Origin of the sequence: Vibrio sp. S457-15 (assembly GCF_000960545.1) — a bacterium.
GTDB lineage: Bacteria > Pseudomonadota > Gammaproteobacteria > Enterobacterales > Vibrionaceae > Vibrio > Vibrio parahaemolyticus.
In genome coordinates this window covers 20,074-44,441 of the sequence record NZ_JYOQ01000180.1, presented here as the reverse complement: position 1 = coordinate 44,441, position 24,368 = coordinate 20,074, and the positions used below count along the sequence as shown (strand labels likewise).

The 24,368-nt window shown below is 45.9% G+C and carries 22 protein-coding genes; 5 read left to right on the top strand and 17 right to left on the bottom strand.

Annotation, left to right across the window (positions count from 1 at the left end; translation table 11 throughout):
- Positions 1 to 72: 72 nt before the first annotated feature.
- The 3 genes from UF05_RS22255 to UF05_RS22245 form a co-directional block, all read right to left on the bottom strand.
- Positions 73 to 507, bottom strand: coding sequence for an Mpo1 family 2-hydroxy fatty acid dioxygenase (locus tag UF05_RS22255; RefSeq protein WP_025542533.1), 435 nt, complete (start codon positions 505 to 507; stop codon positions 73 to 75).
- A gap of 124 nt (positions 508 to 631) precedes the next feature.
- Entirely contained in the window at positions 632 to 985 is a 354-nt protein-coding gene (locus tag UF05_RS22250) for an MmcQ/YjbR family DNA-binding protein (protein ID WP_031854196.1), read from the bottom strand.
- 31 nt (positions 986 to 1,016) lie between these two features.
- Positions 1,017 to 1,499, bottom strand: coding sequence for a MarR family winged helix-turn-helix transcriptional regulator (locus UF05_RS22245; protein WP_005464470.1), 483 nt, complete (start codon positions 1,497 to 1,499; stop codon positions 1,017 to 1,019).
- A 120-nt stretch (positions 1,500 to 1,619) separates the two neighbouring features.
- On the opposite strand from UF05_RS22245, the gene UF05_RS22240 reads away from it, so the two are divergent.
- The gene (locus tag UF05_RS22240; RefSeq protein ID WP_045545130.1) at positions 1,620 to 2,507 is read left to right on the top strand and encodes a DMT family transporter; all 888 of its coding nucleotides are present in this window, start codon (positions 1,620 to 1,622) and stop codon (positions 2,505 to 2,507) included.
- Positions 2,508 to 2,575: 68 nt separating this feature from the next.
- Here the strand turns inward: UF05_RS22240 and UF05_RS22235 are convergent, their stop codons facing one another.
- From UF05_RS22235 to UF05_RS22170, 13 genes are all read right to left on the bottom strand, one after another.
- Positions 2,576 to 3,403, bottom strand: coding sequence for a helix-turn-helix domain-containing protein (locus tag UF05_RS22235; RefSeq protein ID WP_045545129.1), 828 nt, complete (start codon positions 3,401 to 3,403; stop codon positions 2,576 to 2,578).
- A gap of 134 nt (positions 3,404 to 3,537) precedes the next feature.
- Positions 3,538 to 4,179, bottom strand: coding sequence for an alanine--tRNA ligase-related protein (locus UF05_RS22230; protein WP_045545128.1), 642 nt, complete (start codon positions 4,177 to 4,179; stop codon positions 3,538 to 3,540).
- Positions 4,180 to 4,310: 131 nt separating this feature from the next.
- Positions 4,311 to 6,521 (bottom strand): Ig-like domain-containing protein, encoded by a 2,211-nt coding sequence (locus UF05_RS22225; protein WP_045545127.1) that lies wholly within the window; start codon positions 6,519 to 6,521, stop codon positions 4,311 to 4,313.
- 512 nt (positions 6,522 to 7,033) lie between these two features.
- Entirely contained in the window at positions 7,034 to 8,542 is a 1,509-nt protein-coding gene (locus UF05_RS22215; RefSeq protein ID WP_045545126.1) for an EAL domain-containing protein, read from the bottom strand.
- 352 nt (positions 8,543 to 8,894) lie between these two features.
- Complete coding sequence (locus tag UF05_RS22210; protein WP_045545125.1) at positions 8,895 to 9,911, bottom strand: manganese-dependent inorganic pyrophosphatase; 1,017 nt, start codon at positions 9,909 to 9,911, stop codon at positions 8,895 to 8,897.
- Between the two features lie 263 nt (positions 9,912 to 10,174).
- Positions 10,175 to 11,446 carry a 4-aminobutyrate--2-oxoglutarate transaminase gene (gabT, locus tag UF05_RS22205; RefSeq protein ID WP_025636334.1) on the bottom strand — a complete coding sequence of 424 codons (1,272 nt, stop codon included), beginning with the start codon at positions 11,444 to 11,446 and terminating at the stop codon, positions 10,175 to 10,177.
- A 14-nt stretch (positions 11,447 to 11,460) separates the two neighbouring features.
- Positions 11,461 to 12,888: an NAD-dependent succinate-semialdehyde dehydrogenase gene (locus UF05_RS22200; protein ID WP_045545124.1), complete on the bottom strand. Its 1,428-nt coding sequence runs from the start codon at positions 12,886 to 12,888 to the stop codon at positions 11,461 to 11,463.
- Positions 12,889 to 12,942: 54 nt separating this feature from the next.
- Positions 12,943 to 14,025, bottom strand: coding sequence for an agmatine deiminase (gene aguA / locus UF05_RS22195; protein ID WP_045545123.1), 1,083 nt, complete (start codon positions 14,023 to 14,025; stop codon positions 12,943 to 12,945).
- A gap of 12 nt (positions 14,026 to 14,037) precedes the next feature.
- Positions 14,038 to 14,904: an N-carbamoylputrescine amidase gene (gene aguB / locus UF05_RS22190; RefSeq protein WP_025626061.1), complete on the bottom strand. Its 867-nt coding sequence runs from the start codon at positions 14,902 to 14,904 to the stop codon at positions 14,038 to 14,040.
- Between the two features lie 17 nt (positions 14,905 to 14,921).
- The gene (locus UF05_RS22185) at positions 14,922 to 16,199 is read right to left on the bottom strand and encodes an NAD(P)/FAD-dependent oxidoreductase (protein ID WP_025818085.1); all 1,278 of its coding nucleotides are present in this window, start codon (positions 16,197 to 16,199) and stop codon (positions 14,922 to 14,924) included.
- A 37-nt stretch (positions 16,200 to 16,236) separates the two neighbouring features.
- Positions 16,237 to 17,721 carry an aldehyde dehydrogenase gene (locus UF05_RS22180; protein ID WP_045545122.1) on the bottom strand — a complete coding sequence of 495 codons (1,485 nt, stop codon included), beginning with the start codon at positions 17,719 to 17,721 and terminating at the stop codon, positions 16,237 to 16,239.
- Between the two features lie 35 nt (positions 17,722 to 17,756).
- On the bottom strand, positions 17,757 to 18,314 hold the full coding sequence (gene puuR, locus UF05_RS22175) for an HTH-type transcriptional regulator PuuR (protein ID WP_005464588.1): 558 nt from the start codon (positions 18,312 to 18,314) through the stop codon (positions 17,757 to 17,759).
- A gap of 18 nt (positions 18,315 to 18,332) precedes the next feature.
- Positions 18,333 to 19,079 (bottom strand): gamma-glutamyl-gamma-aminobutyrate hydrolase family protein, encoded by a 747-nt coding sequence (locus tag UF05_RS22170; protein ID WP_045545121.1) that lies wholly within the window; start codon positions 19,077 to 19,079, stop codon positions 18,333 to 18,335.
- A 340-nt stretch (positions 19,080 to 19,419) separates the two neighbouring features.
- Here UF05_RS22170 and UF05_RS22165 point away from each other — a divergent pair, with 340 nt between their 5' ends.
- Positions 19,420 to 20,763 (top strand): glutamine synthetase family protein, encoded by a 1,344-nt coding sequence (locus UF05_RS22165; RefSeq protein WP_005500353.1) that lies wholly within the window; start codon positions 19,420 to 19,422, stop codon positions 20,761 to 20,763.
- Positions 20,764 to 20,781: 18 nt separating this feature from the next.
- Entirely contained in the window at positions 20,782 to 22,257 is a 1,476-nt protein-coding gene (locus UF05_RS22160) for a Na+/H+ antiporter NhaC family protein (protein ID WP_021449153.1), read from the top strand.
- Positions 22,258 to 22,348: 91 nt separating this feature from the next.
- Here UF05_RS22160 and UF05_RS22155 read toward each other — a convergent pair whose 3' ends face one another.
- On the bottom strand, positions 22,349 to 22,810 hold the full coding sequence (locus UF05_RS22155) for a hypothetical protein (RefSeq protein WP_005500350.1): 462 nt from the start codon (positions 22,808 to 22,810) through the stop codon (positions 22,349 to 22,351).
- Positions 22,811 to 23,151: 341 nt separating this feature from the next.
- Between UF05_RS22155 and UF05_RS22150 the strand changes: the two genes are divergently transcribed.
- Both UF05_RS22150 and UF05_RS22145 read left to right on the top strand, forming a co-directional pair.
- The gene (locus UF05_RS22150; protein WP_005500348.1) at positions 23,152 to 23,598 is read left to right on the top strand and encodes a DUF3291 domain-containing protein; all 447 of its coding nucleotides are present in this window, start codon (positions 23,152 to 23,154) and stop codon (positions 23,596 to 23,598) included.
- Positions 23,599 to 23,713: 115 nt separating this feature from the next.
- Positions 23,714 to 24,076: a VOC family protein gene (locus UF05_RS22145; RefSeq protein WP_029837688.1), complete on the top strand. Its 363-nt coding sequence runs from the start codon at positions 23,714 to 23,716 to the stop codon at positions 24,074 to 24,076.
- Positions 24,077 to 24,368 lie beyond the last annotated feature (292 nt).

The window sequence follows — 24,368 nt, the reverse complement described above, 5'->3', positions numbered from 1 at the left end:
AAACGTCGAAAGGAGCCGAATACTACACTCAAAATCTTAATCGTGTTGTGGCAATACACTCAGCTTGCGCATTTAGTGCTTTCGAAACACCCAGATTGGGCCGATTAATAAGAACTGTAGGTCCTCAAAAAAGGATGGCTTTTTGCCCTCGATTTTGTGCCCAATGAACTGAAGAATCCACAAAGCGCCAAACAGCAGCATAGAAATGTGTAAGACGGGTAGATCTAGAATCTCCAACGACCAAATCAAACCAATGCACGCTAACGTGTAACCGAGCATCATCATGAACACACTGAGAGATAAACGGAAATAAAAGACCCAAACCGGAATGACAGCGAACCAAACCCAGTTGAGCTGAAAACCTAAGATTGAAAGTTGAGGAATGGACCAAATAAGCCCAACCACAGAAAGATAAATACCCGGTACGGCAATTTTGTGAATTTTTTGATTAATTGGGTTTTGATGGCTTTCACCGTAGGCTTCTAACCAGTCAGATAGTGCTCGCATATCACTTCCCTTTTTACGCAACTTCTTTTTATATAGTCCGAGCTCAAAAAAGGTGCGAGTTTTTCAGCGAGCAATTGATGGTTTTCGTTATTGCCTAAACGCTTTCCTGAAATACTATTTGGCTTCAGTGTCCAAGCAATGTACGTTGCGCTTTGGGCAGTTTCGCTACAACCAAATCGTAGGAGCGCTCGCACAAGTCTTGAATGAGACCATCTTCGACATCACCATTGAAATACGCTGTGACCCAATGGCGTTTGTTAAGGTGGTAGCCCGGAGTGATGTCGGTAAACTGAGACGTTAGCACTTCTCCATCTTCCGGTTTCACTTTAACACTGACGTATTCTCGGCCACCACGCTCCGCGATTATCGCGAACATCTTGCCTTTTACTTTGAACACAAGCGCGTCAGGGCCAAAGGGGAAATCACTTTCGGCGCACATAAATGTCTCTAAAAAGGATTCCAATTCTTTGATATTCATGCTCATTCCTTGTTTTTTGCAACGAGATTCGCTATTCAAATTGAGGCAGTAGTAACTTTAACGCCTGATTAACTTGTGACTTTTCATCCGCCGACAATCCACTAATCAAACTATGTTGTACATCCACATGCTCTTGGATCAACGATTCAATCAATGCCAAGCCTTCCGTTGTTAGCTCAACAGTAACACTGCGTCGGTCTTCTTTACTGTGCTCTCTGGCAATAAAGCCTTTCTTTTCTAGCTTGTCTAAGCGGTTAGTCATCGCTCCGGACGTGAGCATCATCGACGCAATCAACTCTGATGGGGTGAGACGGTAAGGCGCTCCGGCACGGCGCAGCGTGGCTAACACATCAAATTCGCCCATTTTCAGGTCATATTGTTTGTGCAGATCAGCGACTCGACACTCCATATGTTTAGCAATGCGCATTAGCCTACCCATGATAGCCATTGGTTCGGTATCAAGATCTGGTTTTTCCTTCGCCCACTGCGTTACTACTCTATCAATTGCGTCCACGAGTTTTCTTTCTCCAATACGAATTCGGTCTGACGATTTATTTTAACATAAAGATACTTTACAAAAAGTAATCTAGCGCGTACCTTTACAATTAATTATCTCAACGTAAAGATATTTTACATGAATATATTACTCGCAATGATCCCCGCATTTTTCTGGGGCACTACTTATGCCGTTACGCAGTTCACTCTTCCAGACTGGCCGCCTGTGTTGCTGGGAGCACTGCGGGCACTGCCAGCCGGACTACTGCTACTGGCAATCAAACCTTCGCTGCCTAAAAAGCACGAATGGAAAGTATTATTGGTATTGGGCACGATTAACATCGCCTTCTTCTTTGGCCTCATTTTTGTGATGGCGTTGACCCTACCTTCTGCAATTTCCGGTGTCGGCATGATTTCTGTCCCCGTCTTTGCCATGCTGTTTGGTTGGGCGGTTTACAAACGTCAGCCTAGCGCAATACAAGGTATTAGCGGCGCAATGTTGATTGCGTTAGCGTGGTTCTTGTTCGATCCAAGCTCAATCTCGCTCAACCCTATCGGTTTAGGGGCGATGCTGGCGGCCATCATGTGCATCGTGATTGGCAGTAGCGTAACCAAATCACTCGGCACAAAAGTGCATTGGTGGACTGTGCTCACGTGGCAGTTGATTTTGGGTGGAGTATTGCTGTCTATCGCCGCTGCTGTGTTAGCTATCATCAATCCGCAGCCTTATGTGCATGCCGTACAGAATATAGATATGACCAACACACTCGGGCTGCTTTGGGTCATTGTGCTCAACACCGCGCTAGGCTACGGCATGTATGTGTGGTTGTTGCAACGCATGTCTGTGGTCGACTTTACGTTTGGTGGCATTGCCAACCCGATTGCAGGGATCGTCTCTGGGTTATTGCTGTTGGGTGAAAACTTTACCCCACTCCAATACAGCTTGATGGTGGGTATGATTGTGATGTCTTTACTACCTCAAATTTTAACGTCGTTGCACGCAAGAAAAGAAGCAATAACGGTTTAAGTAATCATCCCCCATCATATTCAAGAGAACGCCCGATTTTGTATCGGGCGTTTTGTTATTCAATACGATCAACTCGCTCTGAGCTGGGCTTGTTTTCGATAAGCAAGCGGTGTGGCACCATATTCTTTTCTGAAACAGGCACCAAAATAAGAGGCATGCTTAAAACCACATAGCTCAGCTATTGCACTGACACTCGCATCGCTATTGCACACCATTTTTTGTGCTGTATCTAGTCGTGCAGCCTGCAGCACGTCAGTAAACGTCGTCCCTTCCTTGTTCAACTTTCTTTTTACCGTCGACTCACTCATGTAAACCAGTTTCGCAATTTCTTTGAGCGTCCACGGCTTCGTTAGATCTTTAGAAATCAGCGCGCGAATACGTGAAGACAACGAAGAATATGAACGAGTTTCTGCCTGACTGGCGCTCTGCTCAAAGTGCATCAACAAATACAAAAGCATGCTGTTGATATCGAGCAATTCATCGTTTGAACGGTTACCACAGCCCTTTTTCACCATTGCTTTTAATGCCGAGTAGATATCCACGATTCCCGGACGTAAAGTGAAACTCACCGCTACATTCCCCGAGAACACGCCATCGCAAAGCTCGCGGAAGTTCAACTGTTGATTGAGTTTTTCAATGAAACACGCAGCCAGTCTGAAACCCGAAATATTGGCATTTTCTACGAACGAATTGATGGCGATTTGCCCTTTGAAATCCGCGCCAATAGCGACCAAGCAAGGTGGTTCGATAAACTGTTTAATACCTTTAGAATCACATAACTCCAAAGCACAGTTATGGTTTAAGACAATGTAAAAATCCGTCGAGCTAATATCAAACTTTTGATTTATCGGACAGTGTTGCACCTGCCCCTCAAGAACCTCAATCAAAGCCTTCATTTACATTTCCAAAATGAGTGTCAACGCTATCTTGAAACGATATGAACAAAGTGCGTGAATGTTAGTTCTCGCGGTCAGGGAGTCAATTTGATATTTTTTAATCAGCGTTCAGAAATACTGAACGCTGAAATCGGTTAGTTAACCAGACTAATTTCGACTCTTTCTTTTCCTTTGCCAACGTTTTTACGTTTTAAGGCAATGCGTCCAACTTCAGAGGTGCGTTTAAGATGTGTACCACCGCAAGGCACTTGAGCGAAGCCTTCCACTTTCCAATAGCGCCTTTCTTGGCCTTCGTCAGAGAATGCGCTCTCAATCTCAGCGTCCGAATCGATAACTGCCTGAGCTCGTTGTTGAAACTCCGCCAGCAGTGGCGTGATGCTTTCAGGCCATTCAAAATCAATTCGGCTTTTATCTGCTGAGATATGTGCGCCAACCTTCTGAATGTTTGCAAATTTTTGCGTGAACAGTTCAAGTATGACTTCCGCCGCAAAGTGGAGCTTCATCAACGCATAACGCCTTTGCCAGTCAATTTGAGTGATCACTTGGTCGCCAACTCGAAACGTGGGTTGACGTTCTAGAGTGTAAACAATGCGTGAGCCAGACTTAATTGCACCGACGACACGAATCCCGTCGATCGTACCTGCATCGCTCTCTTGTCCGCCGGATTCAGCATAAAAAATAGTGTGGGATAACTCTACTTCGTTGTCCGAAATTCGAGTTACCGTGGAGGTGAGTTCTGTTTGGTAAGGTTTTTTCCAAAATACCTTGACGGTCATATGGCCTTCCTTTGCACATAATATTGACGTACATCGATGCTACGCGGCTAATAAGTGAAGTCAAGCAATGCTAATGAGATAAAAAATAAGCTCCCGAAGGAGCCTATTCACTTACTTTCACTAACTTTCAATTACTTAAGAGGAACGCCAGGCGCGTCAGACACGCAGGAAGCATAAGCCGGGTCTCGAGCATCCATCACCAACTGCGCTCGACCTCGATGCAGGTTAATGATGTCATACACGACGCCCTCATGATGCGGTAAATCCATTAGCGAAGTAGACCAATATTCCGAATTCGCTGGCCAACCAAAACCTCCGCCATCTTTGTCTTCTTCATAGATGCTTTCAGTCCCGTCCCAAACACTGCCTCGTGATGCACGATACAAGCTAAACAACTCATTGCGTGTGGCACGACGCCAGTTGTCACGGCCAGCAAAGTTTCTTACAGACAAATCATGACACCAGTTTGCGTATTGGCTGGTTAAGCCTGCGCGATCACGTCCGTATTGGTTGAACATCGCAAAGTCACCCACAGGGCCGCGTGTACCGTCTTCCGTTTTGATGCCAACGTAAGTTTTCGGTTTTGTCGCGTCGTAGCTCAAAGGTTTAACAAGCTCATAGCCTAGTTTGTTCATGAGCTTCACTGATGGTGGTGCGGTAAATAGGCGACCATCTTCATCACTCGCTACCATCAAACACGCTTCCGCGCTTCCTTCTCCTGAACGAGGCTGTGGGCAAATAGAGATGGCAGACTCTTTTTCTTCCGCCTCAACAACCTTGACCTCAGAGGTGCCTTTTAATTCCCCAAAGGAAGCTGAAATGGTGACCGAACCAAGCTGAGCACTATTTGAGAGTCCACCAGCAATCAAATCTAAAACCGCTTTATTACTGCTTCGCCATGTCACTCGATGCGTTACATCCTGAGTGGTTTCATCGCTATATTCACCGTAGGCATAAAATCGCTGGACGTTCTTTTCCTCTATAGTGATTTCACTAGGATGAACATGGATTTTTTCTAACACCGCATTCGTTACTTGAATTTGCAATGGTGCACTGGTGATCGCATCTTTGGTGGCGTAAACCATTGCCTGCCCTACCGCAAGACCTTTAACGCGATCGCCTTCTAGTTGTAGGACATCTTGATTATCAACCCACCAAGCAACCTGTTCGGTCAACTCAACGCGGCTTTCATCGCTATAGACTCCTTGTGCAGACAGCAGGGTCGAGTTGCCTTTTGCCACGCTCGACGCATTCGTTGTCACTTCAATATTTGTTAGGATTGCATCGGTTACCTGCACTTGTATTGGCTCGCTTTGCACACCATCTGACGCAGCCGTCACCAACGCTGTTCCTTTATGTTTGGCTTTCACAACGTTGTCGACAATCTCAACCACATCGTTATCGACGTGCCAAGTGATACCTCGGGTGAGGTCGACTTGTTCACCATCGCTCAACGTTCCCATGACCACCAAAGTCTTATGTGTGCCCAACGGCATTTCCAGTGCGGTTGACGAAATGTCCATACTCACTAATACCGCAGGCGTGACAGTAATAGAACCATGCTTACTGGTTAAGCCATCAAGTTCGGCATAGATATCCGCGTCACCCTCATCTTGTGCGGTGAAAATACCATTTGTGCCTGGCATGACAACGCTACAATCTGTGGAATCCCACTCTACGAGATGGCTAATATCACGGGTTTGTTTGTCGGTATATTCACCGTAAGCTTTCGCTTGAAAGCTTAGCCCTTTGGCAATCGCCTTATGTGGCACATCGAAGTAAATGTTGGTCAACTTCGCGTCCACAACCTGTACAGTCATTTCGCTACTGAACTCATCTAGGTCTGCGCGAATGACCGAAACACCCGTTTTAACCGCTGTAATCACACCGCGTTCGTCGATGTTAACAATGTCAGCATTTTCAACGTTCCAAACAACTTGTGATGTAAGGTCGTCTTGAGTTTCATCGTTATAAAAGCCGATGACTTTCACCTGCGCCAGCTCACCCTCTGCAAGCGACACATGGCTTTGGTTTAGTGCAATACGAGACACCACTTTGTCTGGTACTGGCGGCTCTGGAATAACGGGATCAGAAGGCTCCGGCGGCGTCACCTCTGGCGTTTCAGGAACTTCCGGTTTGGAAATATCAGGAAACTCAGGCACTGGCAGTTCCGGTATTGGCGCTTCAATTTCTGGCTCGTCAGGTAATACTTCTTCTGGCAAGCTCATTGGTGGTTGGCTAGTGCTGCTTCCACTGTCGCTATTACAACCAAACAAACTCGTGACGAGTAATAGCGTTGCGATCTTATTAAAAGTATTTTTGCTTATCATAGAGTCAGACATTCAAACTTTTATTATTAGACAACATTAAAAATTCAAATTATGAATACAAACAACTCAGCAATACCGCTGACTGGTTAGCGCTTCGTATGTATGAAACTTTTTCTCTAATTCAACCTCCAACTTAGCTCTGTTTTTAGTATCTCTCATCAAGATGTGTTCTCGATAACGGGTAATCGCTGAAATTAATTCACTTTTGGCCATCGCTAATTGCTCGTCAAACGAGCACACGAACTCATGTTCACTCATCGTGATTCTCACAATACATAAATTTAGAAATTACATTCTGTTTATTTACTTCGACGACCATCTATGAGATGGCAAAAAAATGTAATGGGAAGTGCTCAGTTCGACAATATGCCGAATATCAAAATCGTCTCATCGTGATATAAAAATCAGCTCAAGTTTTCGGTTTAGAGTTGGGAGTCACTTTTAATGACTTCCCTATTTTCTGGTAAACAATAGGCAAGAAAAAAGGTGCCACATTGGACACCTTTAAAATCAACGAACAGAAGTTACGCCTCCGGATTCGGTTCAGCAATATTCTCGATTGGCTCTGGTTTTGCGTACACATAACCTTGGATCAAGTAGATATTGTGCGTGGCCAAATACTCAATCTGTTTTCTGTTTTCTACACCTTCAGCAATCATTTCACATTCCGCTTTCATCGCCGCAGACACAATAGAATCCAACACTTTGAGTTTTTGGTCGTCTGAGCCAATTGGATCAACGAACATTTTGTCCACTTTCAAGCAGCGAATACCCAAGTCCTGCAAATAAGAAAAGCCACCATACCCAGTTCCAAAGTCATCAATTTTGAACTTGTAACCTTTGTTGGTGAGGTAGAGAATCTCTTTTTTCGCGGCTTCTACGTCTTTAACCGGAATTCTTTCTGTTAGCTCAAAATGAATTCGGTTTGCACACGGCCAATTCAAATCTGCTAGAAGTTTGGTTAGCGAACCGGTTTCTAAATGAGAAGAGACAATATTGACACTCACCCAAATCGACTCAGGCAGTGACTCAAGGTCTTGGATGATTTTGCGAATCATCTGGTTCGTCATCGGAACAATCAATCCGCTCTCTTCTGCGGCGCCAATAAACATATTAGGTGGCACCAAACCATCGCGTCTTGACCAACGCACCAACGCTTCATAACCTACAGTTTGGCCATCTCTGCTATCCACAATAGCTTGATAGTAAGGGATAAATTCGCCGTTATTGATACCGTTTTGAATCAGCCCTTTGATAGACTTTCTTAGGCTTTTACTTGAGATATAAAACAGCGCAAACACAATCCCAAGAATCAAAGTAGCAGGCACACCCCACACGAAAAGACGCTGATTCGCGTATGCGGCCAAGGCTTCACCACTGTAAATCTTGATGAGCATGTTGGCCTGAGATTCGTCAGAGAAGAAAAACTCGCTCGATAGCGCATTGTCTTCATCAATAATGTTTGGCATGCCGCGACTAATTGAAAGGTCACCAAACATAGGTTCGTGATATTCAAATTTTACGAATAAGCACTCTTCACACGGCTCAGCAATAAGCTGTTTTACCCAACTGTTATCGAGAACCCAAAACACCTCAACGTGCTGATTGTCATAAATTACCATCCATTCTGCTTGGTCTTTGTATTCCGGCAAAATCAAGGAAATATAGAAGTTGGTATCTACTGGAACCCGTTTGGATGACGTAACTTTGGAGACAGGCATCCCTACGCTTGAGCACGAGTCGCCATCTTCCGTGGTCATGCCAATAAATCGAATGTAGCGGTTGTAGTAACGAGGGTCACGCAGCACTTTCATATCATCAGATTGACAGTTGAAGTCGAGCTGGGCGATCTGTTTGGTAATGGCACTCTCTAAAAACGTGGATCTTTGATTTAAGTATTCAACCAACGTTTTGATTTTCGCCTCTTTGATATGCCCAACATATAAATTTGACAAGGCATTAAAAACGACAGCAAAAATAATGATGGGGACTAGCCCTATTAAGATGGCATTTCTTATTGTCTTATTAGCCAAAACTCCTCCTAATGTTCTGCCACGAACAATTTTCAGTAAGCAGGTTCACTATCTCACTTTAATAAGTGGAAAAGTGGGGATGGACTCTCAATCGCAAAGAATAAGTGATTGAGCGGCAATTATTTGCTGAGACTACTGCTGCACATTAGCTTTTACAACTCTCTCGCATGAGATTATGAGCTAATAATGATAGCAATTGACCTTTATTATATACGCAATGGCTTATCGCAAGCGGGAGACTGTTTTCTTCTGCTCTTTTGCGTGGAATCTAAATTTCCAACTCTGTCTTGCCAAAAACGAAAAAACCACCTTTAACGGTGGTTTTTTGATTATTTTCAGTGTGGCTTAGTCACTAGAGTGATTCAATCGCTTGTTGAATTGCAGGACCAATTTGACGCTTGCGAGACGTCACGCCATCCAATACCAACATGTCATTGTCAATTTTCACATCAAAGGCTTTTGATAGCACTTTCTTATCTGCATCATCCGCCCAAAGCATGTTTGCACGTTTGTGCTTGGTATCTGTGATCGAGAAGAACAAGTAATCAAGATTCTGAGCTTTCTTATACGCTTGAATAGCTTCGTTGAAGTCCTGTTTGCGGTCAATCAACTGCTGCGCATTGAGCGTTTCTGCTACGCCGATGCCTACCTTTTTACCCGCGAATTCAAAGTTCTTGTAGTCCATCGTCAAAATCGTCTCTGCTGAGAAATGGCTCAGATCCGATTTCGCCAACAACATTTGTTCACCAAAACCTTTGATGTCTTTGATGCCTGCAATGTCCGCCAGCTTTTGCGCGTACTGTTTGTCATATTCAGTGGTAGTCGAAGATTGAAACACAACCGTGTCCGACAAAATTGCTCCTAAACCTGCACACGCAATATTCTTAGGCAGTTTAACGTTTAACTTCTCGGCATTTGCCGTAAGAATTGTTGCTGCAGAACCCCAAGCACGAATGTCCATCGTGACGATTTGCGGCATGCTGATTGGCGAACTGCCCATCGCGTGGTGGTCGATGATTGCCACGATGGAAGTTGGATCAACCGATTTTGCAAGTTGAGTCGATTGGTTGAAATCCACCAAACCAATGTGGTAAGAAGAGAAATCCGCCTTCACTTTTGGCGCGTCCATGCCACAAAATTCAAACACAAACTTACTTTCTGGGTTCGCTTCGCCAGTTAGCGCTGCTTCTCCGCCGTAGATGTGTGACGCAAGGATAACGGAAACGGCACTATCGGTGTCTGGGCTCAAATGTCCAACCCATACGAGGTTGTCGGTATTATTGTTTGAAAGCGTGGTGAGATCCAAAGCGCCCTCAGCCAAACAGCTGAAAGAGGCAATCATGGTTAATCCAAGTAGTGAACGTTTCATTTGAGTCCTTAATGGTGAGTGGTAAGTTACTATTGGTACTGCATAGACCATTGATTCAAATGTAATTTTTTCGAGTTACCAATTCACCCGATATTCTTGGAATCGCAAGCGTTTTTCGAGTCGATACACACTTTTTTATCGATTCCGCTTACAACTTAAACAGGACGTTTAGACAAGCGAAAGACGATTTTCCAAAAACAAAAAGGAAACGATTGGTGTCAACCGTTTCCTTTACTTGTGATTGCTAATTAAAAGCGCGTGAATTACGCCACTTCAAGAATCACTTTTTCCAACTTATCTAAACCTTCACTAAGCACTTCAGGCTCAATGGTTAGCGGCGGCAACAAGCGAATCACGTTCGCTTTTACTCCACAAGAAAGCAGAATAAGGCCGTTTTCTTGCGCTTTAGAAATCACCGCTTTGGTCATCTCTTGCAGTGGTTTGCCTGATTCTGGGTCAGTAAATTCAATCGCCATCATCGCACCCGTGGTACGGATTTCACCAATAGCAGGCACTGACTGTTGCAGTTTAGTCATACGTGCATTGACCACTTCACCTATGCCCATCGCTTTAGCACACAAATCTTCTTCTTCGATGATTTTCAGCACTTCAAGACCAGCAACACAACCAAGTGGAGATCCCGCGTAAGTGCCACCTAAACCACCCGGCAGCGCAGAGTCCATCACATCCGCTTTCCCAACCACCGCTGAGATAGGGAAACCACCAGCAATGCCTTTCGCCATTGTCATTAGGTCTGGTTCAATGCCTAGGTATTCTGTGGCAAACATTTTACCGGTACGAGCAAAACCAGTCTGGATTTCATCGGCAATCAGCATGATACCGTGCTTATCACACAGCTGACGCAAGCCTTGTGCAAACGCTTCAGGTGCTTTGTAGAAGCCGCCCTCACCTTGCACTGGCTCGAAGATGATCGCCGCAACGCGTGAAGGTTCAATATCGCAAGCAAATAGATCGTCGATCGCTTGTAAGCTTTGCTCAATGCTGATGCCGTGGAACGCATTTGGGTACGGCGCGTGGTAGATTTCGTTCGGGAAAGGACCAAAGCCCGCTTTGTACGGCGCAACTTTACCGGTTAACCCCATCGTCATATTTGTACGACCGTGAAAGCCGCCTTTGAACGCTATCACGCCGCTACGACCAGTATGAGCGCGCGCTACTTTCACGGCGTTTTCGACCGCCTCGGCGCCAGTGGTTAGAAAGATCGCTTTCTTCTTAGTCTCACCTGGTGCAAGTTCTGTTAGCTTTTCAGCCAGCTCAACGAATGACGCGTACGGCGTAACCATCGCACACGTGTGCGAAAAGTTGTCCAGCTGGGCTTTTACCGCTTCGCTAATGCGCTTGTGAGAATGCCCTGTATTAGTTACTGCGATGCCTGCTGCAAAGTCGATATATTTGTTGCCTTCGATATCCCATACGTAAGCGTTTTCAGCTTTCTCGACGTAAAGTGGGTACAGTGCGCCCATGCCTTGAGCGATAACTTGGCTTCTTCTTTCGTGTAGTTGTTGGTTTGTCATTGTTTTGTCCTTAATTAGTTGCCGCCAAAGCAGAGATATTTCACGTCCATGTATTCATCAATACCTTGTTTTGCTCCTTCGCGTCCGATGCCGGACTGCTTAACACCACCGAAAGGAGCCACTTCAGTAGAGATCATGCCTTCGTTAATGCCGACCATGCCGTATTCGAGCGCTTCTGCGATTTTCCAAACACGGTGAATGTTTTGGCTGTAGAAGTACGACGCGAGGCCGTAGATGGTGTCGTTCGCCATTTCGATCAGTTGTTCATCGCTGTCAAAGCGAATCACTGGCGCGACAGGGCCAAAGATTTCCTCGGAAACAATCTTCATGTCGTGAGTAACGTCTTTGAGCACCACTGGCTGCATAAATAGACCATCGAGCGTTTTGAGTTCTGAAACTGGCTTCGCGCCTTGCTCAATAGCACCGTCGATAAGCGCTTGAATGCCTTGCTTTGCCGATTCGCTTATCACAGGACCGATGTTCACGCCTTCTTCTAAGCCGTTACCGACTTTGAGTTGCTGAACCGCAGCGTCGAACTTAGCAACAAACTCGTCATACACTTTGCTGTGTACGTAGAAACGGTTGGCGCAAACACACGTTTGACCTGCGTTACGAAATTTCGACGCCATCGCGCCCGCAACCGCTGCATCAATATCCGCATCATCGAATACGATAAACGGCGCGTTACCACCCAGCTCCATTGAGGTACGTTTGATGTCAGCCGCGCTTTGTTGCATCAGCACGCTACCCACCTGAGTAGAGCCAGTGAAAGACAACTTGCGAATCAACGGATGCGAAGTGAAGATAGCGCCTACCTGACGTGAGTTTTCACCCAGTACCACTTGCAGTACGTCGCGTGGGATACCCGCTTGGTAGGCGAGTTCTGCAACCGCAAACGCAGACAGCGGCGTGGATTCAGATGGTTTTACGACGAAGCTACAACCTGCGGCTAAAGCGGGTCCTGCTTTGCGCGTAATCATCGCAATTGGGAAGTTCCAAGGCGTAATCGCACAGGCAACACCAATTGGCTGTTTGATGGTAACCAAACGCTTGTCTGCACTTGGCGCAGGAATCGTCTCACCGTAGGTACGTTTCGCTTCTTCAGCAAACCATTCGATAAAGCTCGCGCCGTAAAGCACTTCACCTTGAGCTTCTGTTAGCGGCTTACCTTGTTCTAACGTCATCAAACGGCCAAGGTCGGCTTTGTTTTCCAATAGAAGTTGGAACCAACTATTGAGCATACCAGCGCGCGTTTTTGCTGGCAGTGCCGCCCACTCTTTCTGCGCCACATGGGCACGTTCAATGCTATTTAAAATGTCATTCTCGGTTGAGACTGGTGCGTACCCAAGAAGCTCTCCGGTCGCCGGATTAGTCACTGCAATGCCCTGTTGTGGGTTCGCTACCATAAACGAAACAAGGCTTTGGTTTTGTATCTGTTGCATGGTCATTCCTTTTGACAACTCATCATCGCCGCTAAGTCAGCGGCGAGCTTATGTTTAAGCAGGGATCTGCTGCGTAATGCAGTGAATGTTCCCTCCGCCGAGTAGAACCTCTCTCGACGGTATCGCGATGATTTGGTATTCCGGCATCGCGTTTTGCAAAATATCGATCGCAATGGCGTCGGTGTCTTCATCCAACATCGGTAAGAACACATGTCCGTTGACGATAAGAAAGTTGGCGTAAGAGGCACTTAGGCGTTCGCCAGCTTGTCGGCTCATTCCTGAACTGGCGTCAATGCCATTGGCTTCGCGCTCGCTGTAATGCAACGGACCCGGTAATGGCAAACGGACAATTTCAATCTCGCGCCCTTTCGCATCGTGCTGAGATTTCAGTACTTGTTCCGCTTGACGAGACAACGCGTATTGCGGATCACTTGAGTCATCGGTCCAACTCAGTACCACCTTACCCGGTGCGATAACGTGCATCAGGTTGTCAACATGGCCGTCTGTTTCGTCATTGAATAAACCATTTGGCAACCAAATGACTTTTTCGATTCCGAGATACACCTTTAACTGCTCTTCGATTTGCGCTTTGCTCAATTGCGGATTTCGCCCCGGACTAAGCAAGCACTCTTCTGTGGTGTAAAGGGTGCCTTCACCATCGGTGTGAATCGCCCCACCTTCAAGTACAAACGGTGCGCGGTAATAATCTATACCGATGATGTCGCACACCGAGCCAGCGACAAGATCGTCCTGCAGCCAGTTATCGTAAAGCCCGTTGTACTCGCCGCCCCACGCGTTAAATTGCCAACTAATCCCACGGCGCTCACCCGCCTGATTCACGAGCACGGTCGGCCCGATATCGCGCATCCACGCATCGTTAAATGGGATTTCCACCAAACGTACGTCTGAGTGGAGCATTTGACGCGCTCGGTCAAAGTTGTGCGAGCATACCGCGACGCACACTTTGGTCACTTCCGCGATTAAGTTAGCGATTCTGGCGAAGGTTTCTTGCGCGGGTAATGCGCCGTCACGCCAGTTATCTTTTCTTTCTGGCCACGCTAACCAAACTTCACTCACCGGCTGAAATTCAGCCGGAAAATAGAAGCCATCTTGCGCTGGTGTTGTCGATAACTTCATTTTAACGCCTCTTTAAACAGCTAGTTTACCAACGCTGGTGTAAAGGTCTGGACGACGGTCGCGGAACAAGCCCCACGCGTGACGCGCTTTCGCTGTCGCAGCGAGATCGATTTCTGCGTAAATAATGGTTTCACCTTCACGTGGTGCTTCGGCAATTTTTGCACCAGTGTGGTCAGTGATAAAAGAAGAGCCGTAGAACGTGGTCTCGATACCATCATCGACCTCAGTGCCCACTCGGTTTGACGCAACCACTGGAACGAGGTTTGCTGCCGAGTGACCTTGCATTGTACGTTGCCAGTGATCACGCGAGTCCAGTGTTGGATCTTGAGGCTCAGTACCGATTGCAGTTGGATAGAAAATCGCTTCCGCGCCGTGCAGAGCCAAGCTGCGCGCAAGCTCTGGAAACCATTGGTCCCAACAAATGCCAGCACCGAACTTACCGAACTTGGTTTGCCACACTTTGAAACCGGTATCGCCAGGGCTAAAATAGTACTTTTCGCTGTAGCCCGGGCCATCAGGAATATGCGACTTGCGGTAGTTATCTAGTACCGTGCCATCGGCATCAATCATCACTAACGAGTTAAAAAACGTATTGCCCGATTTTTCAAAGTAGCTGACAGGAATAACCACGCCGAGCTCTTTAGCCAACGCACTCATCTCTTTAATAAGACGACAATTCTCCGTTTCTTCCGCAAGCTCGAAATACTTCGCTTCTTGTTTTTTGCAGAAGTAAGGTGCAGCGAACAGCTCTTGAGGAAGAATCACGTTCGCACCGTTTTGTGCTGCTTCACGAATCGCCTTTTTGGCTTTAGCTAGATTTTCTTCCAGATCCCAGCTTTTCGTCAGTTGAAGGGCTGCAAATTTCACTACTTTGCTCATTGGATATTCCTTATCTCTTAAATCGCCAGTTTGTCACGTAGGTTGTAGTAAGCCGCGCCCATTGCCGTAAACGGAATTTGGAAGTGGCGGCCCCCCGGGAAGGAGTAATGTTTCAGAGCCGCAAACGCATCAAAGCGTTCTGCGTGTCCGGTCAGAGCTTCTGCCAGCAACTTGCCTGCGAGATGAGTACACGTTACACCGTGACCGCTGTAGCCTTGTAGGTAGTAAATGTTGTCTGCAAACGAGCCAAATTGCGGCATGCGTGAGTAAGTCAGTAAGAAGTTACCCGTCCAGGTGTAATCGATCTTGATGCCTTTCAATTGTGGGAAGACTTTCTCCATCTTCGGACGGATCAGTGCTTCAATGTTTTCTGGGTCACGTGCGCCGTAAACCACGCCACCTCCGAACAACAAACGCTTGTCGGCGGTTAAGCGGAAGTAGTCAAGCAAGTAGTTACAGTCTTCAACGCAGTAGTCACTGGTTAGCACTTGTTTTAACTGCTCATCACTCAAAGGCTGAGTCGCCACCACTTGTGTGCCGCACGGGATCGCTTTGTTGCTGATGTTTGGTGCCAAACCACCAAGGTAGGCGTTACCTGCCAGTACCACGTACTTGCTCTTCACGCTGCCTTGCGCAGTTTTAACTACTGGGTTCATCCCTTTATCAATCGACACGACCGCCGACTGCTCAAAGATTTGACCACCTAGAGAAATGAACGCAGCGGCTTCACCTAATGCCAGTTTCAGCGGGTGAATATGACCACCGCGCATATCCAGCAAACCGCCAGTGTACACTTTCGTGCCTACCGCTTGTTCTACCTCTCCTGCGTCAAGCAGAGTCAGTTGGTCGTTGCCGTAACGCTCCCAGTTCTTCTTATGTTCTTCTAGCCCTTTGAGTTGTTTACTATTCAGTGCCGTGAACAAGCCGCCTCGCTTGTAATCGCAGTTGATGTCGTATTTGTCAATCAGACCACGGATGATATCGCCGCCTTCAAAAATCATATCGCACAGAGCTTTGGCTTGGTTTTGGTCGTAACGGCTTTCAATCACGTCAACATCTCGGCTGTAGCTGTTAACGATTTGGCCACCGTTACGACCAGTTGCCCCAAAGCCCACTTTTGCGCTTTCTAACACAACGACTTTAAAACCCTTTTCTGCTAGGTGCAGCGCAGAAGAAAGACCAGAAAATCCCGCACCGACTACACACACATCGCACTCGATGTTGTCTTGCAGTTGTGGGTATTCCGGCATGTTTGGCACAGAGTGCGCATAGAACGAATCCGTATGCTTGTTCATAGAACTATTCCTTTATTTATCGTAATCGTCAGCAGGCTTAAGGATGGAGGCGAATCCAAGTGGTTTTGGTTTCGGTGAATTTTTCAATCGCGTGGAGAGACTTGTCTCGACCATTTCCGCTCATTTTGAATCCGCCAAATGGGACCGTCATATCACCTTCGTTGTAGTTGTTGACCCAAACCGAGCCGGCTTGCAGTCGTTTTGCTACGCGATGAACGCGGTTGATATTGCTACTCCAAAGTGCAGCACCTAAGCCATACTTCGAATCGTTAGCGATCTCAATTGCTTGCGCTTCATCTTTGAATGGAATGACACACAGCACCGGACCAAAAATTTCCTCTTGGGCGACACGCATCTTGTTGTCGACGTTGTCTAAAATGGTTGGGGAAACAAATGCGCCCTGCCCATCGACATCGCCGCCACAACGTACGTTTGCACCTTCTGATTCACCTAACGAGATGTATTCCAACACTTTTGATTTATGATCTTGGTCGATAAGCGCGCCCATGGATGAACTTGGGTCCATTGGGTCTTTTGGCGTGAACGCTTTCGACGCTTGAATAACTTTTTCTATGAACTGATCTTTGATGCTTTCGTGAACAAGCAGACGGGTTGCCGCGACGCACACCTCACCTTGGTTGTAGAAACACCCTGCGGCGGTTTCTGCTGCTGCGCGGTCTAAATCATCACAATCTTCAAACACGATGTTCGCGTTCTTGCCGCCCGCTTCTGCAAACACGCGCTTTAGGTTGCTCTCACCCGAGCTGACCATCAGTTGACCTGCAATGCGCGTCGAGCCTGTGAAGGCGATGCAGTCTACGTCTTGGTGTTTCGCCAGCGCGTCGCCAGCTTCATGACCAAAACCCGTCACGACTTGGAAAACGCCTGTTGGCAAACCCGCTTGAGAAGCAAGTTGACCTAGGAATATCGCGGTGAGAGAAGATTTTTCTGACGGTTTTAGAATCACGCTGTTACCAGCCGCTAAAGCAGGGCCAAGCTTCCAACACGCGAGCCAAAGTGGGAAGTTCCACGGCACAACCGCGGCAACCACACCAATTGGCTGATGAGAAATAAAAGCGTGTACGTCTTTTTCTGTTGGGGCAACTTCACCGTACACTTTGTCGATCGATTCGGCGTACCAGCGTAAAGAGTTTGCTGCGCCAGGAATATCGGTAGAGAAGCTGTGAGAGATAGGTTTACCAGTATCGAGAGTTTCTAATAGTGCTAACTCTTCTTGGTGTTGATCAATCAGGTCAGCAAACTGTTTAAGCACTGCTTTGCGATGAGCTGGGCTGCTTTCACTCCAGATACCAGATTGAAATGCTTGGCGAGCGTATGATACCGCGAGGTCTACATCTTCACTTTGACAACGGGCGATTTCGGTGAATATCTTGTCTGTTGCTGGGTTAACTACCGGGATGGTTTGCCCTGTTAAAGCGGCACTGTATTCACCGTTAATGTACGCCCTGTTTTCGATGTTTAGATTGTTTTTTAGCTCAATCCATTGCTCTTGGGTTTTCATACGCTCTCCTTGTGATCACACAAGGCAAGCCCCCACTAAAATGTGGTTGGCGTATGCGCACTTATCAATCGACAAGCCTTGTCTGTGTGATTCGTAAATCGATGTGGCTTCGTCGTATCAATAATGTACGACTCGCCGGCTGTGAGGACGTAGGAGTGGCCTTTGTACTCTAGAGTGATTTCTCCCTCTAAAATCGTGCCGACCTCTTCGCCTTCGTGTCTGATTTCCGCCGCACCTGTTGTTCCATGTGGTGCGTATTCTTCGATCAAGAATCCAATAACTTGATCTTTGTCGCCATTCGTCACTAGTTTCATGGATACCGTCTCGCTCCCAATTTCCACGAGATCTGACGGTTTGAAGACCACTTTCACTTCATCATTCGAAGATTGTTCAAAAATGAAAAACTCCGACAGTGATAAAGAAAATACATTGACGATTTTTTGTAGTGAGCTGACCGACGGGCTCACTTTGCCATTTTCAATGGACGAGATTGCACTGTGGGTAATACCAGCGCGTTCGGCTAATTCCCTTTGTGACAATCCATGTTTTTTACGTAACTGAACAATATTTTTACCAATCTCATGATTGTCCATTCATGCAGCTCCAAACGTTTAACGAGAGGCTGCCATCATAAATTCATTGAATAAAATTTGAGAGAAATGATTGTTTTTTGCTTTCCATTCTGGGTGCCACTGCACGCCAACGAAAAATTTTTGTTGCGGAAGACTAAATGCTTCTACTAGGCCATCCGGGGCTTTAGCTTCGACTTGCAGTTGAGGAGCAAGCTGATCGACGCCTTGATTGTGCAGCGTGTTCACTTCAAAAAAGGTGGTATTTTCCCAGTGATTTTGTACCAACCATTGTTCAAACAAACTCTGCTTTTGCACTAATACCGCATGAGCGGGCGCGTATTTTTGTTCGAAATCTTCAACAGTCGCTTCGCGATGATCATTAAAGCCTGAATCGTGAACGGCTGGGTTTAATGAGCCGCCTAGTGCAACATTCATCTCTTGGAAACCACGACAGATACCAAGGCACGGAATGTTTTGGTCTACCGCGTGACGAATTAACGTCAGTGATAGTTCATCACGCGCTTCATCTTTATGGCTTTCTTCATGTGTTGCATTGTATCGATGCGGAGCAACATTCGAATGACTACCAGGAAATAGGAAGCCATCACACATGTCTAATATGGTGGCTACGTCGTCTCCCGACATTTCTTGAGCTAACATAATCGGTAGCCCTCCAAAATCCTTAACGGCGCGTAAGTAAAAGTCGTTGACCGCTTGTATCTGATAGCCACCTAACTCTTTAGTGCAGCTAACCACACCAATGATGGGTTTGCGTGTTCCTGACATGACATTTCCGTGTTCGATTTATTTAACATTTACCCTACAAATCATGTACAAAATTATCAACACGGATATTCGTTATTATCGTCACAACGTGATCTAAAGCACTATTTAGGCCACTAAATTGAATATTTATGCTCATTATATTGAACAAAACAAAATCAACTGTTACAAAATAGTTAACAGAAAGGCATAAAAACCAGCCGTTAAACACCAAAAGCACAGTATAAGTGCATGTTTAAATTAAAAATAACCTGAAAAACAAACGATTTAATTAAAACACTGTAATTTATTTGTTAACTTGGTTATTTCTAATTTCTACTCGTCAGGCTATTTGGAGAAGAAAATGGAATCGTATCTACAGGAAGTACAAAATTTTAAACAAAAATGGCCCGATATAGAATTTATCGACCTTATCTTTACCGATATCAATGCCACTCCAAGAGGAAAGCGCATCCCGATAGACGCACTAGAGAAGCTTGATAAAGGGGTAGCACTCCCCCTCTCGACCATCACCCTTGATACTAAAGGTAACGTCGTTGAAACTGCGGGGTTGGGCGAAGATCTCGGAGAACCAGATCACCTCTGTTACCCAATCAGTGGAACTTTGATGCCAACGGCAAAGGAACAAGTTGGCCAACTACTGCTTAGTATGATGGATGAAACCGGGCAACACCCTAACCCACTGTTCATCCGCAACATTCTCGCGTCTATGTTGCAAACGCTGCATGCCAAAGATCAGTACCCATGTGTCGCGCTAGAGTTAGAGTTCTATTTAATCGACAAAACTCGTGGGGAAAATGGCGAACCATTAACGGCAATTAATCCAACGAAGAAAACACGAGAAAAAGACACCGAGGTTTACGACCTTGATGGATTAGATGACTACGCGGATTTCTTGACCGATCTTAATCGAATCGCATTAGAGCAAGGGTTGAATACGTCCGGCGCTCTTTCTGAGTCTGCACCGGGACAGTTCGAAATCAACTTCAACCATTCCAAAGATGTACTGCGAGCGTGTGATGAGATCATCATTGCAAAACGTTTGATTCGCCAAGTGGCTCACCAGCACGGGTTTGATGCGACATTTATGGCGAAACCTTTTGGTGAACAAGCGGGTAATGGCATGCACATTCACCTCAGCTTGGTTGATAAAGATGGTAACAACCACTTTAGTCAAACCGATGGTCAAGCTAGCCCCTTCTTCTATCAAACCATGGCAGCCATGTTGTCACAAACCTCCGATGCCATGGGTTTGATTTGTCCGAACGTTAACTCCTTCCGCCGCTTTTTACCGGGTGCGTATGTGCCAACAAAAGCCGACTGGGGAGAAAACCACCGAGGCGTGGCGCTGCGTGTGCCGATTAGCGACAGTAAAAACCGTCGTATTGAGCATCGTATCGCTGGCGCTGACGTTAACCCTTACATTCTCGCTGCAGTAGTACTTTCCGCAGTATTAGCGAGTGATAACTACACCAAAGACCAATGTCCGCCAACCTTAAGTGACGATGCTGTTGAACTGCCGCTGCGTATGTCAGAAGCGCTAGAGCGACTGGAGCACAGCGAGTTGGCTCAATACATCTCACAAGACTTTATTGACTTGTATCTAGCTTGCAAGCGGAGTGAACTCGCAGAATTTGAGCGAGCGATTACTCCATTGGAAATCGACTGGATGTTGCACTCGGCATAAACAAAGGAAATGCACTTTATGACAACGCAAACCAAGGCGCTGGATGCGCCGCTTAAAATCAATACTCAACATATTATTGTTTCTTTAATCTCAGTTGCGACGTTTATCTTTTTTACCACTATCGGATTAAATCATGAGGAAGGCGAAGCCTACGGATGGATGAGCCTTCTGCCAACCGCGTTGGTTTTGGTCTTTGCCCTCACGACACACCGAACTGTGGAAGCCCTTTTTAGTGGCGCAATTGCTGGGGTACTTCTGCTCAATCCAACTGAAGCGGTCGAGCAAATTGTCGATATTTCGATGAGTGTGATGATGGATGAAACCATCGCATGGATCATCCTCGTATGTGGTTTGATGGGCGGTTTGATTGCCGTGTTGGAGAAAGGCGGCAGTATTTTGAGCTTCTCCGATATGCTTGTCACCAAGGTCAAAAGCCGCAAGCAATCGATGTTGATGACATTTGCTCTGGGTATCCTGATCTTTATTGATGACTACTTAAACGCAATTGCAATTTCATCATCGATGAAAAAAGTCACTGACGGCTACAAGATCTCTCGTGAAAAGCTCTCTTATCTAGTGGATTCAACCGCAGCGCCTATCTGTATTCTGGTGCCGATTTCCACTTGGGCCATCTTCTTTAGCTCGCTGCTAGAAGCAAACGGCGTCGCTGAAGCAGGCCAAGGTATTCAGACGTATATGCAAGCAATTCCTTACATGGCTTACGGCTGGGTAACTTTGGTGATTGTTCTGCTGGTTGCGATGGAAAAAATCCCTGACCTCGGCGCAATGAAAAAAGCAGAAGAGCGTGCGAAGAATGGTCAAGTTCGTCCAGACGGCGCAACCGATGTGGACTTTGGTTCTGAAGTTTCTGCGCACACCAATCCGACAATGGGTCTGATCAACTTCCTTTTACCGATGATCGTCCTCGTTGCTGCCAGCTGGTACTTTGGTATCGACCTACTGGCGGGGGTTTTCGTCGCGCTGATCTTCACCATTAGCTTCTACGGCGCACAAAAACTGATTTCGATGAACGATATGTTCGAAGCTGTTTATGATGGCATTAAAGTCATGCTACTGCCGCTTGCAACCGTAATTGGCGGTTTCATGCTGAAATCCGTCAATGACTCGCTAGGTGTCACGCAATACGTGATTGAGACCGTAAGCCCTTACTTATCGGCGTCTTACTTCCCTGCGATTATCTTTATGATTACTGGTGCGTTGGTCTTTGCTACGGCATCTTCTTGGGGAACATTCGCGGTAGCGATGCCAATCGTTCTGCCTTTGGGTGAACAGCTTGGTGTGCCGCTACACTTAACCGTTGCGGCTCTACTTTCGGCATCAGCGGCCGGTAGCCACTCTTGCTTCTTTAGTGACTCTACCGTGTTGTCTGCACAAGGCTCTGGTTGTACGTCCATGCAACACGCGACGACACAGTTCCCTTATGCGCTGATTGGTATTGTTGCAACCGCGATTTTCTTCTTCATCATCGGTTAAGATTAGCCCTAAAAGCAAAAGCCCTGCTCACCAATGAGCAGGGCTTTTTAGTTTGGCGAAACATCCGAAGCGGAAATAGGCAGAATCTCAACTAAACCTGCACCGCTTTAATATGCTTGATGATACTGGCGTAAAGTAAGGCATACCAAACGATGAATGGCAGAACATCGACGGACGAGCTCACCACAATGCCATCCTCAGGCATCACCGTCATGTAGTAGGCAAGCAAAAATACAGATATCGGAATCAATAACGTACAAAACCGTACTGACACAACAAAGCTGATACTAAAGTATCGCCCAAGGAAATCCGTACCATGTTCGGAACCATTGGCCTTATACGCCCAGTACGTACCAAACAAGACAATCAGAATATAAGACACAGATTCGACAGCATCCCATACATTTTGTGGTTCGAGTGGCGAGATGGAAATAAGCTCAATACCAATAGTCACAAACGCTATGCTTAAAAACATATACAAGAACTTATCTTTTTCCGACAGTTTGTTGGCTCGAATATCGTTCTTCAGACTTTGTACATCCCAAAAATACATAGCGACTCCTTTAAGTATTGCTCGTCTTGAACTGAACACGCCGAGTGATACTTGCGCAATTAATTCATAGTAACTCGAAATATAAATTAAAAATCAAATAGATAGTAAAATCGACTAAAAATACTCTCGCACAAATGGGATGGTTTGTCTCTAAGAAATCTCTCGTTATCGGTACCGTCTTGGGCTAAACATGACTAATTTACCAAACCGATTTTTACAATGTAATTGGCAGTCAAAATCACTAACTTTCTAATTTGCCTTTGAAGGAATAAGCAATACATTGCATTATAAGAAACCGCTTACCCCTATTGAACTAACTTACCGACCAAGGAGGGTCTGATATGAAATTAGCACAGTTAAATATTGCGCTTGCCAAATATCCTTTGGATGCGCCTGAAATTAAAGAATTTGTAGACAATTTAGACTTAGTTAATGGTATTGCTGAAGAGAGTGAAGGCTTTGTTTGGCGTTTAAAAGACGACTCCGGTGATGCCACCAGCATTAAATTGTTTGAAGACCCAAACATGATTGTAAACATGTCTGTCTGGGAAAGTACTGACGCACTCAAAAACTTTATGTTCCGTACTGACCATAGAGATTTCATGCGCCGAAAAAGCGAATGGTTTCATCGATTAACAGAAGATAGCTATGTTCTATGGTGGGTTGAAGATGGCCATATACCAACACCACAAGAAGCTTTATTCCGCCTTCAACATTTACGCGATAACGGAGATACGCCCTTTGCTTTCACATTTAAAACTAACTTTACAGAAGCAGATCTTGCGTGAGCTATGCGCTGATTAAATCGCTAAAGTACACAAGAGCACGGATATTACATGCCTCCCCCCTTCATTGGAGTTATGCAATTCAAGGGAAATTGTAACTGACTCAAAAAGACAAAGAGTGATAGATCATTTTGAAATTAAGGTAGCGGCATTCGAAGAATGTCGTGCGTTTTACATGAATGTGCTTGAGCCATTAGGCATTGAACTCAAATGGTCAGATGAAAATGCTGCTGGTTTCGGGCTTTCGAGCGAGCCAAATGTAAGATTTCTCATTGAAAAAGGTGTCAGCAATTCAACATGCCACATCGCTTTTTCTGCGTTAGACAAACGACAAGTTACAGCATTTCACGAAGCGGGGTTGTCTGCTGGAGGCAAATGTAACGGGAAACCTGGTTTACGAAGTCACTACGCTCCAAATTACTACGCAGCGTTTTTGATTGATCCCGAGGGTAATAATGTGGAATCCGTGGTGTACCTTTAGTACGCATACAACAAAGCGTTTATGAGTAACTTCCCAAGCTTGGGATTTTTACCAAATGGTTCTGGTGATTGAAGAGGCATGTAGTAGCAATAGTATTGCTTACCCCCTCTCCCCTCAGCAAGGCGTTATACGCCAATAGTAAATGAAGAAGCAGACCTTTCGGTGTTAACCACAAAAATTGAGACTGAAGAAGACCTTCAGAACGACTACAAGTAATCTATACAGGCTTAACCAAAACCGTCTCTGACAATACATAAATCTCTTCTAAGCGAGATTTTTCATTAATGTAACT

Coding starts and splice junctions, on each gene's coding strand:
- UF05_RS22255 (WP_025542533.1), bottom strand. CDS start 507: ATGCGAGCACTATCTGACTGGTTAGAAGCCTACGGTGAAAGCCATCAA.
- UF05_RS22250 (WP_031854196.1), bottom strand. CDS start 985: ATGAATATCAAAGAATTGGAATCCTTTTTAGAGACATTTATGTGCGCC.
- UF05_RS22240 (WP_045545130.1), top strand. CDS start 1,620: ATGAATATATTACTCGCAATGATCCCCGCATTTTTCTGGGGCACTACT.
- UF05_RS22235 (WP_045545129.1), bottom strand. CDS start 3,403: ATGAAGGCTTTGATTGAGGTTCTTGAGGGGCAGGTGCAACACTGTCCG.
- UF05_RS22230 (WP_045545128.1), bottom strand. CDS start 4,179: ATGACCGTCAAGGTATTTTGGAAAAAACCTTACCAAACAGAACTCACC.
- UF05_RS22225 (WP_045545127.1), bottom strand. CDS start 6,521: ATGTCTGACTCTATGATAAGCAAAAATACTTTTAATAAGATCGCAACG.
- UF05_RS22210 (WP_045545125.1), bottom strand. CDS start 9,911: ATGAAACGTTCACTACTTGGATTAACCATGATTGCCTCTTTCAGCTGT.
- gabT (WP_025636334.1), bottom strand. CDS start 11,446: ATGACAAACCAACAACTACACGAAAGAAGAAGCCAAGTTATCGCTCAA.
- UF05_RS22200 (WP_045545124.1), bottom strand. CDS start 12,888: ATGCAACAGATACAAAACCAAAGCCTTGTTTCGTTTATGGTAGCGAAC.
- aguA (WP_045545123.1), bottom strand. CDS start 14,025: ATGAAGTTATCGACAACACCAGCGCAAGATGGCTTCTATTTTCCGGCT.
- aguB (WP_025626061.1), bottom strand. CDS start 14,904: ATGAGCAAAGTAGTGAAATTTGCAGCCCTTCAACTGACGAAAAGCTGG.
- UF05_RS22185 (WP_025818085.1), bottom strand. CDS start 16,199: ATGAACAAGCATACGGATTCGTTCTATGCGCACTCTGTGCCAAACATG.
- UF05_RS22180 (WP_045545122.1), bottom strand. CDS start 17,721: ATGAAAACCCAAGAGCAATGGATTGAGCTAAAAAACAATCTAAACATC.
- puuR (WP_005464588.1), bottom strand. CDS start 18,314: ATGGACAATCATGAGATTGGTAAAAATATTGTTCAGTTACGTAAAAAA.
- UF05_RS22170 (WP_045545121.1), bottom strand. CDS start 19,079: ATGTCAGGAACACGCAAACCCATCATTGGTGTGGTTAGCTGCACTAAA.
- UF05_RS22165 (WP_005500353.1), top strand. CDS start 19,420: ATGGAATCGTATCTACAGGAAGTACAAAATTTTAAACAAAAATGGCCC.
- UF05_RS22160 (WP_021449153.1), top strand. CDS start 20,782: ATGACAACGCAAACCAAGGCGCTGGATGCGCCGCTTAAAATCAATACT.
- UF05_RS22155 (WP_005500350.1), bottom strand. CDS start 22,810: ATGTATTTTTGGGATGTACAAAGTCTGAAGAACGATATTCGAGCCAAC.
- UF05_RS22150 (WP_005500348.1), top strand. CDS start 23,152: ATGAAATTAGCACAGTTAAATATTGCGCTTGCCAAATATCCTTTGGAT.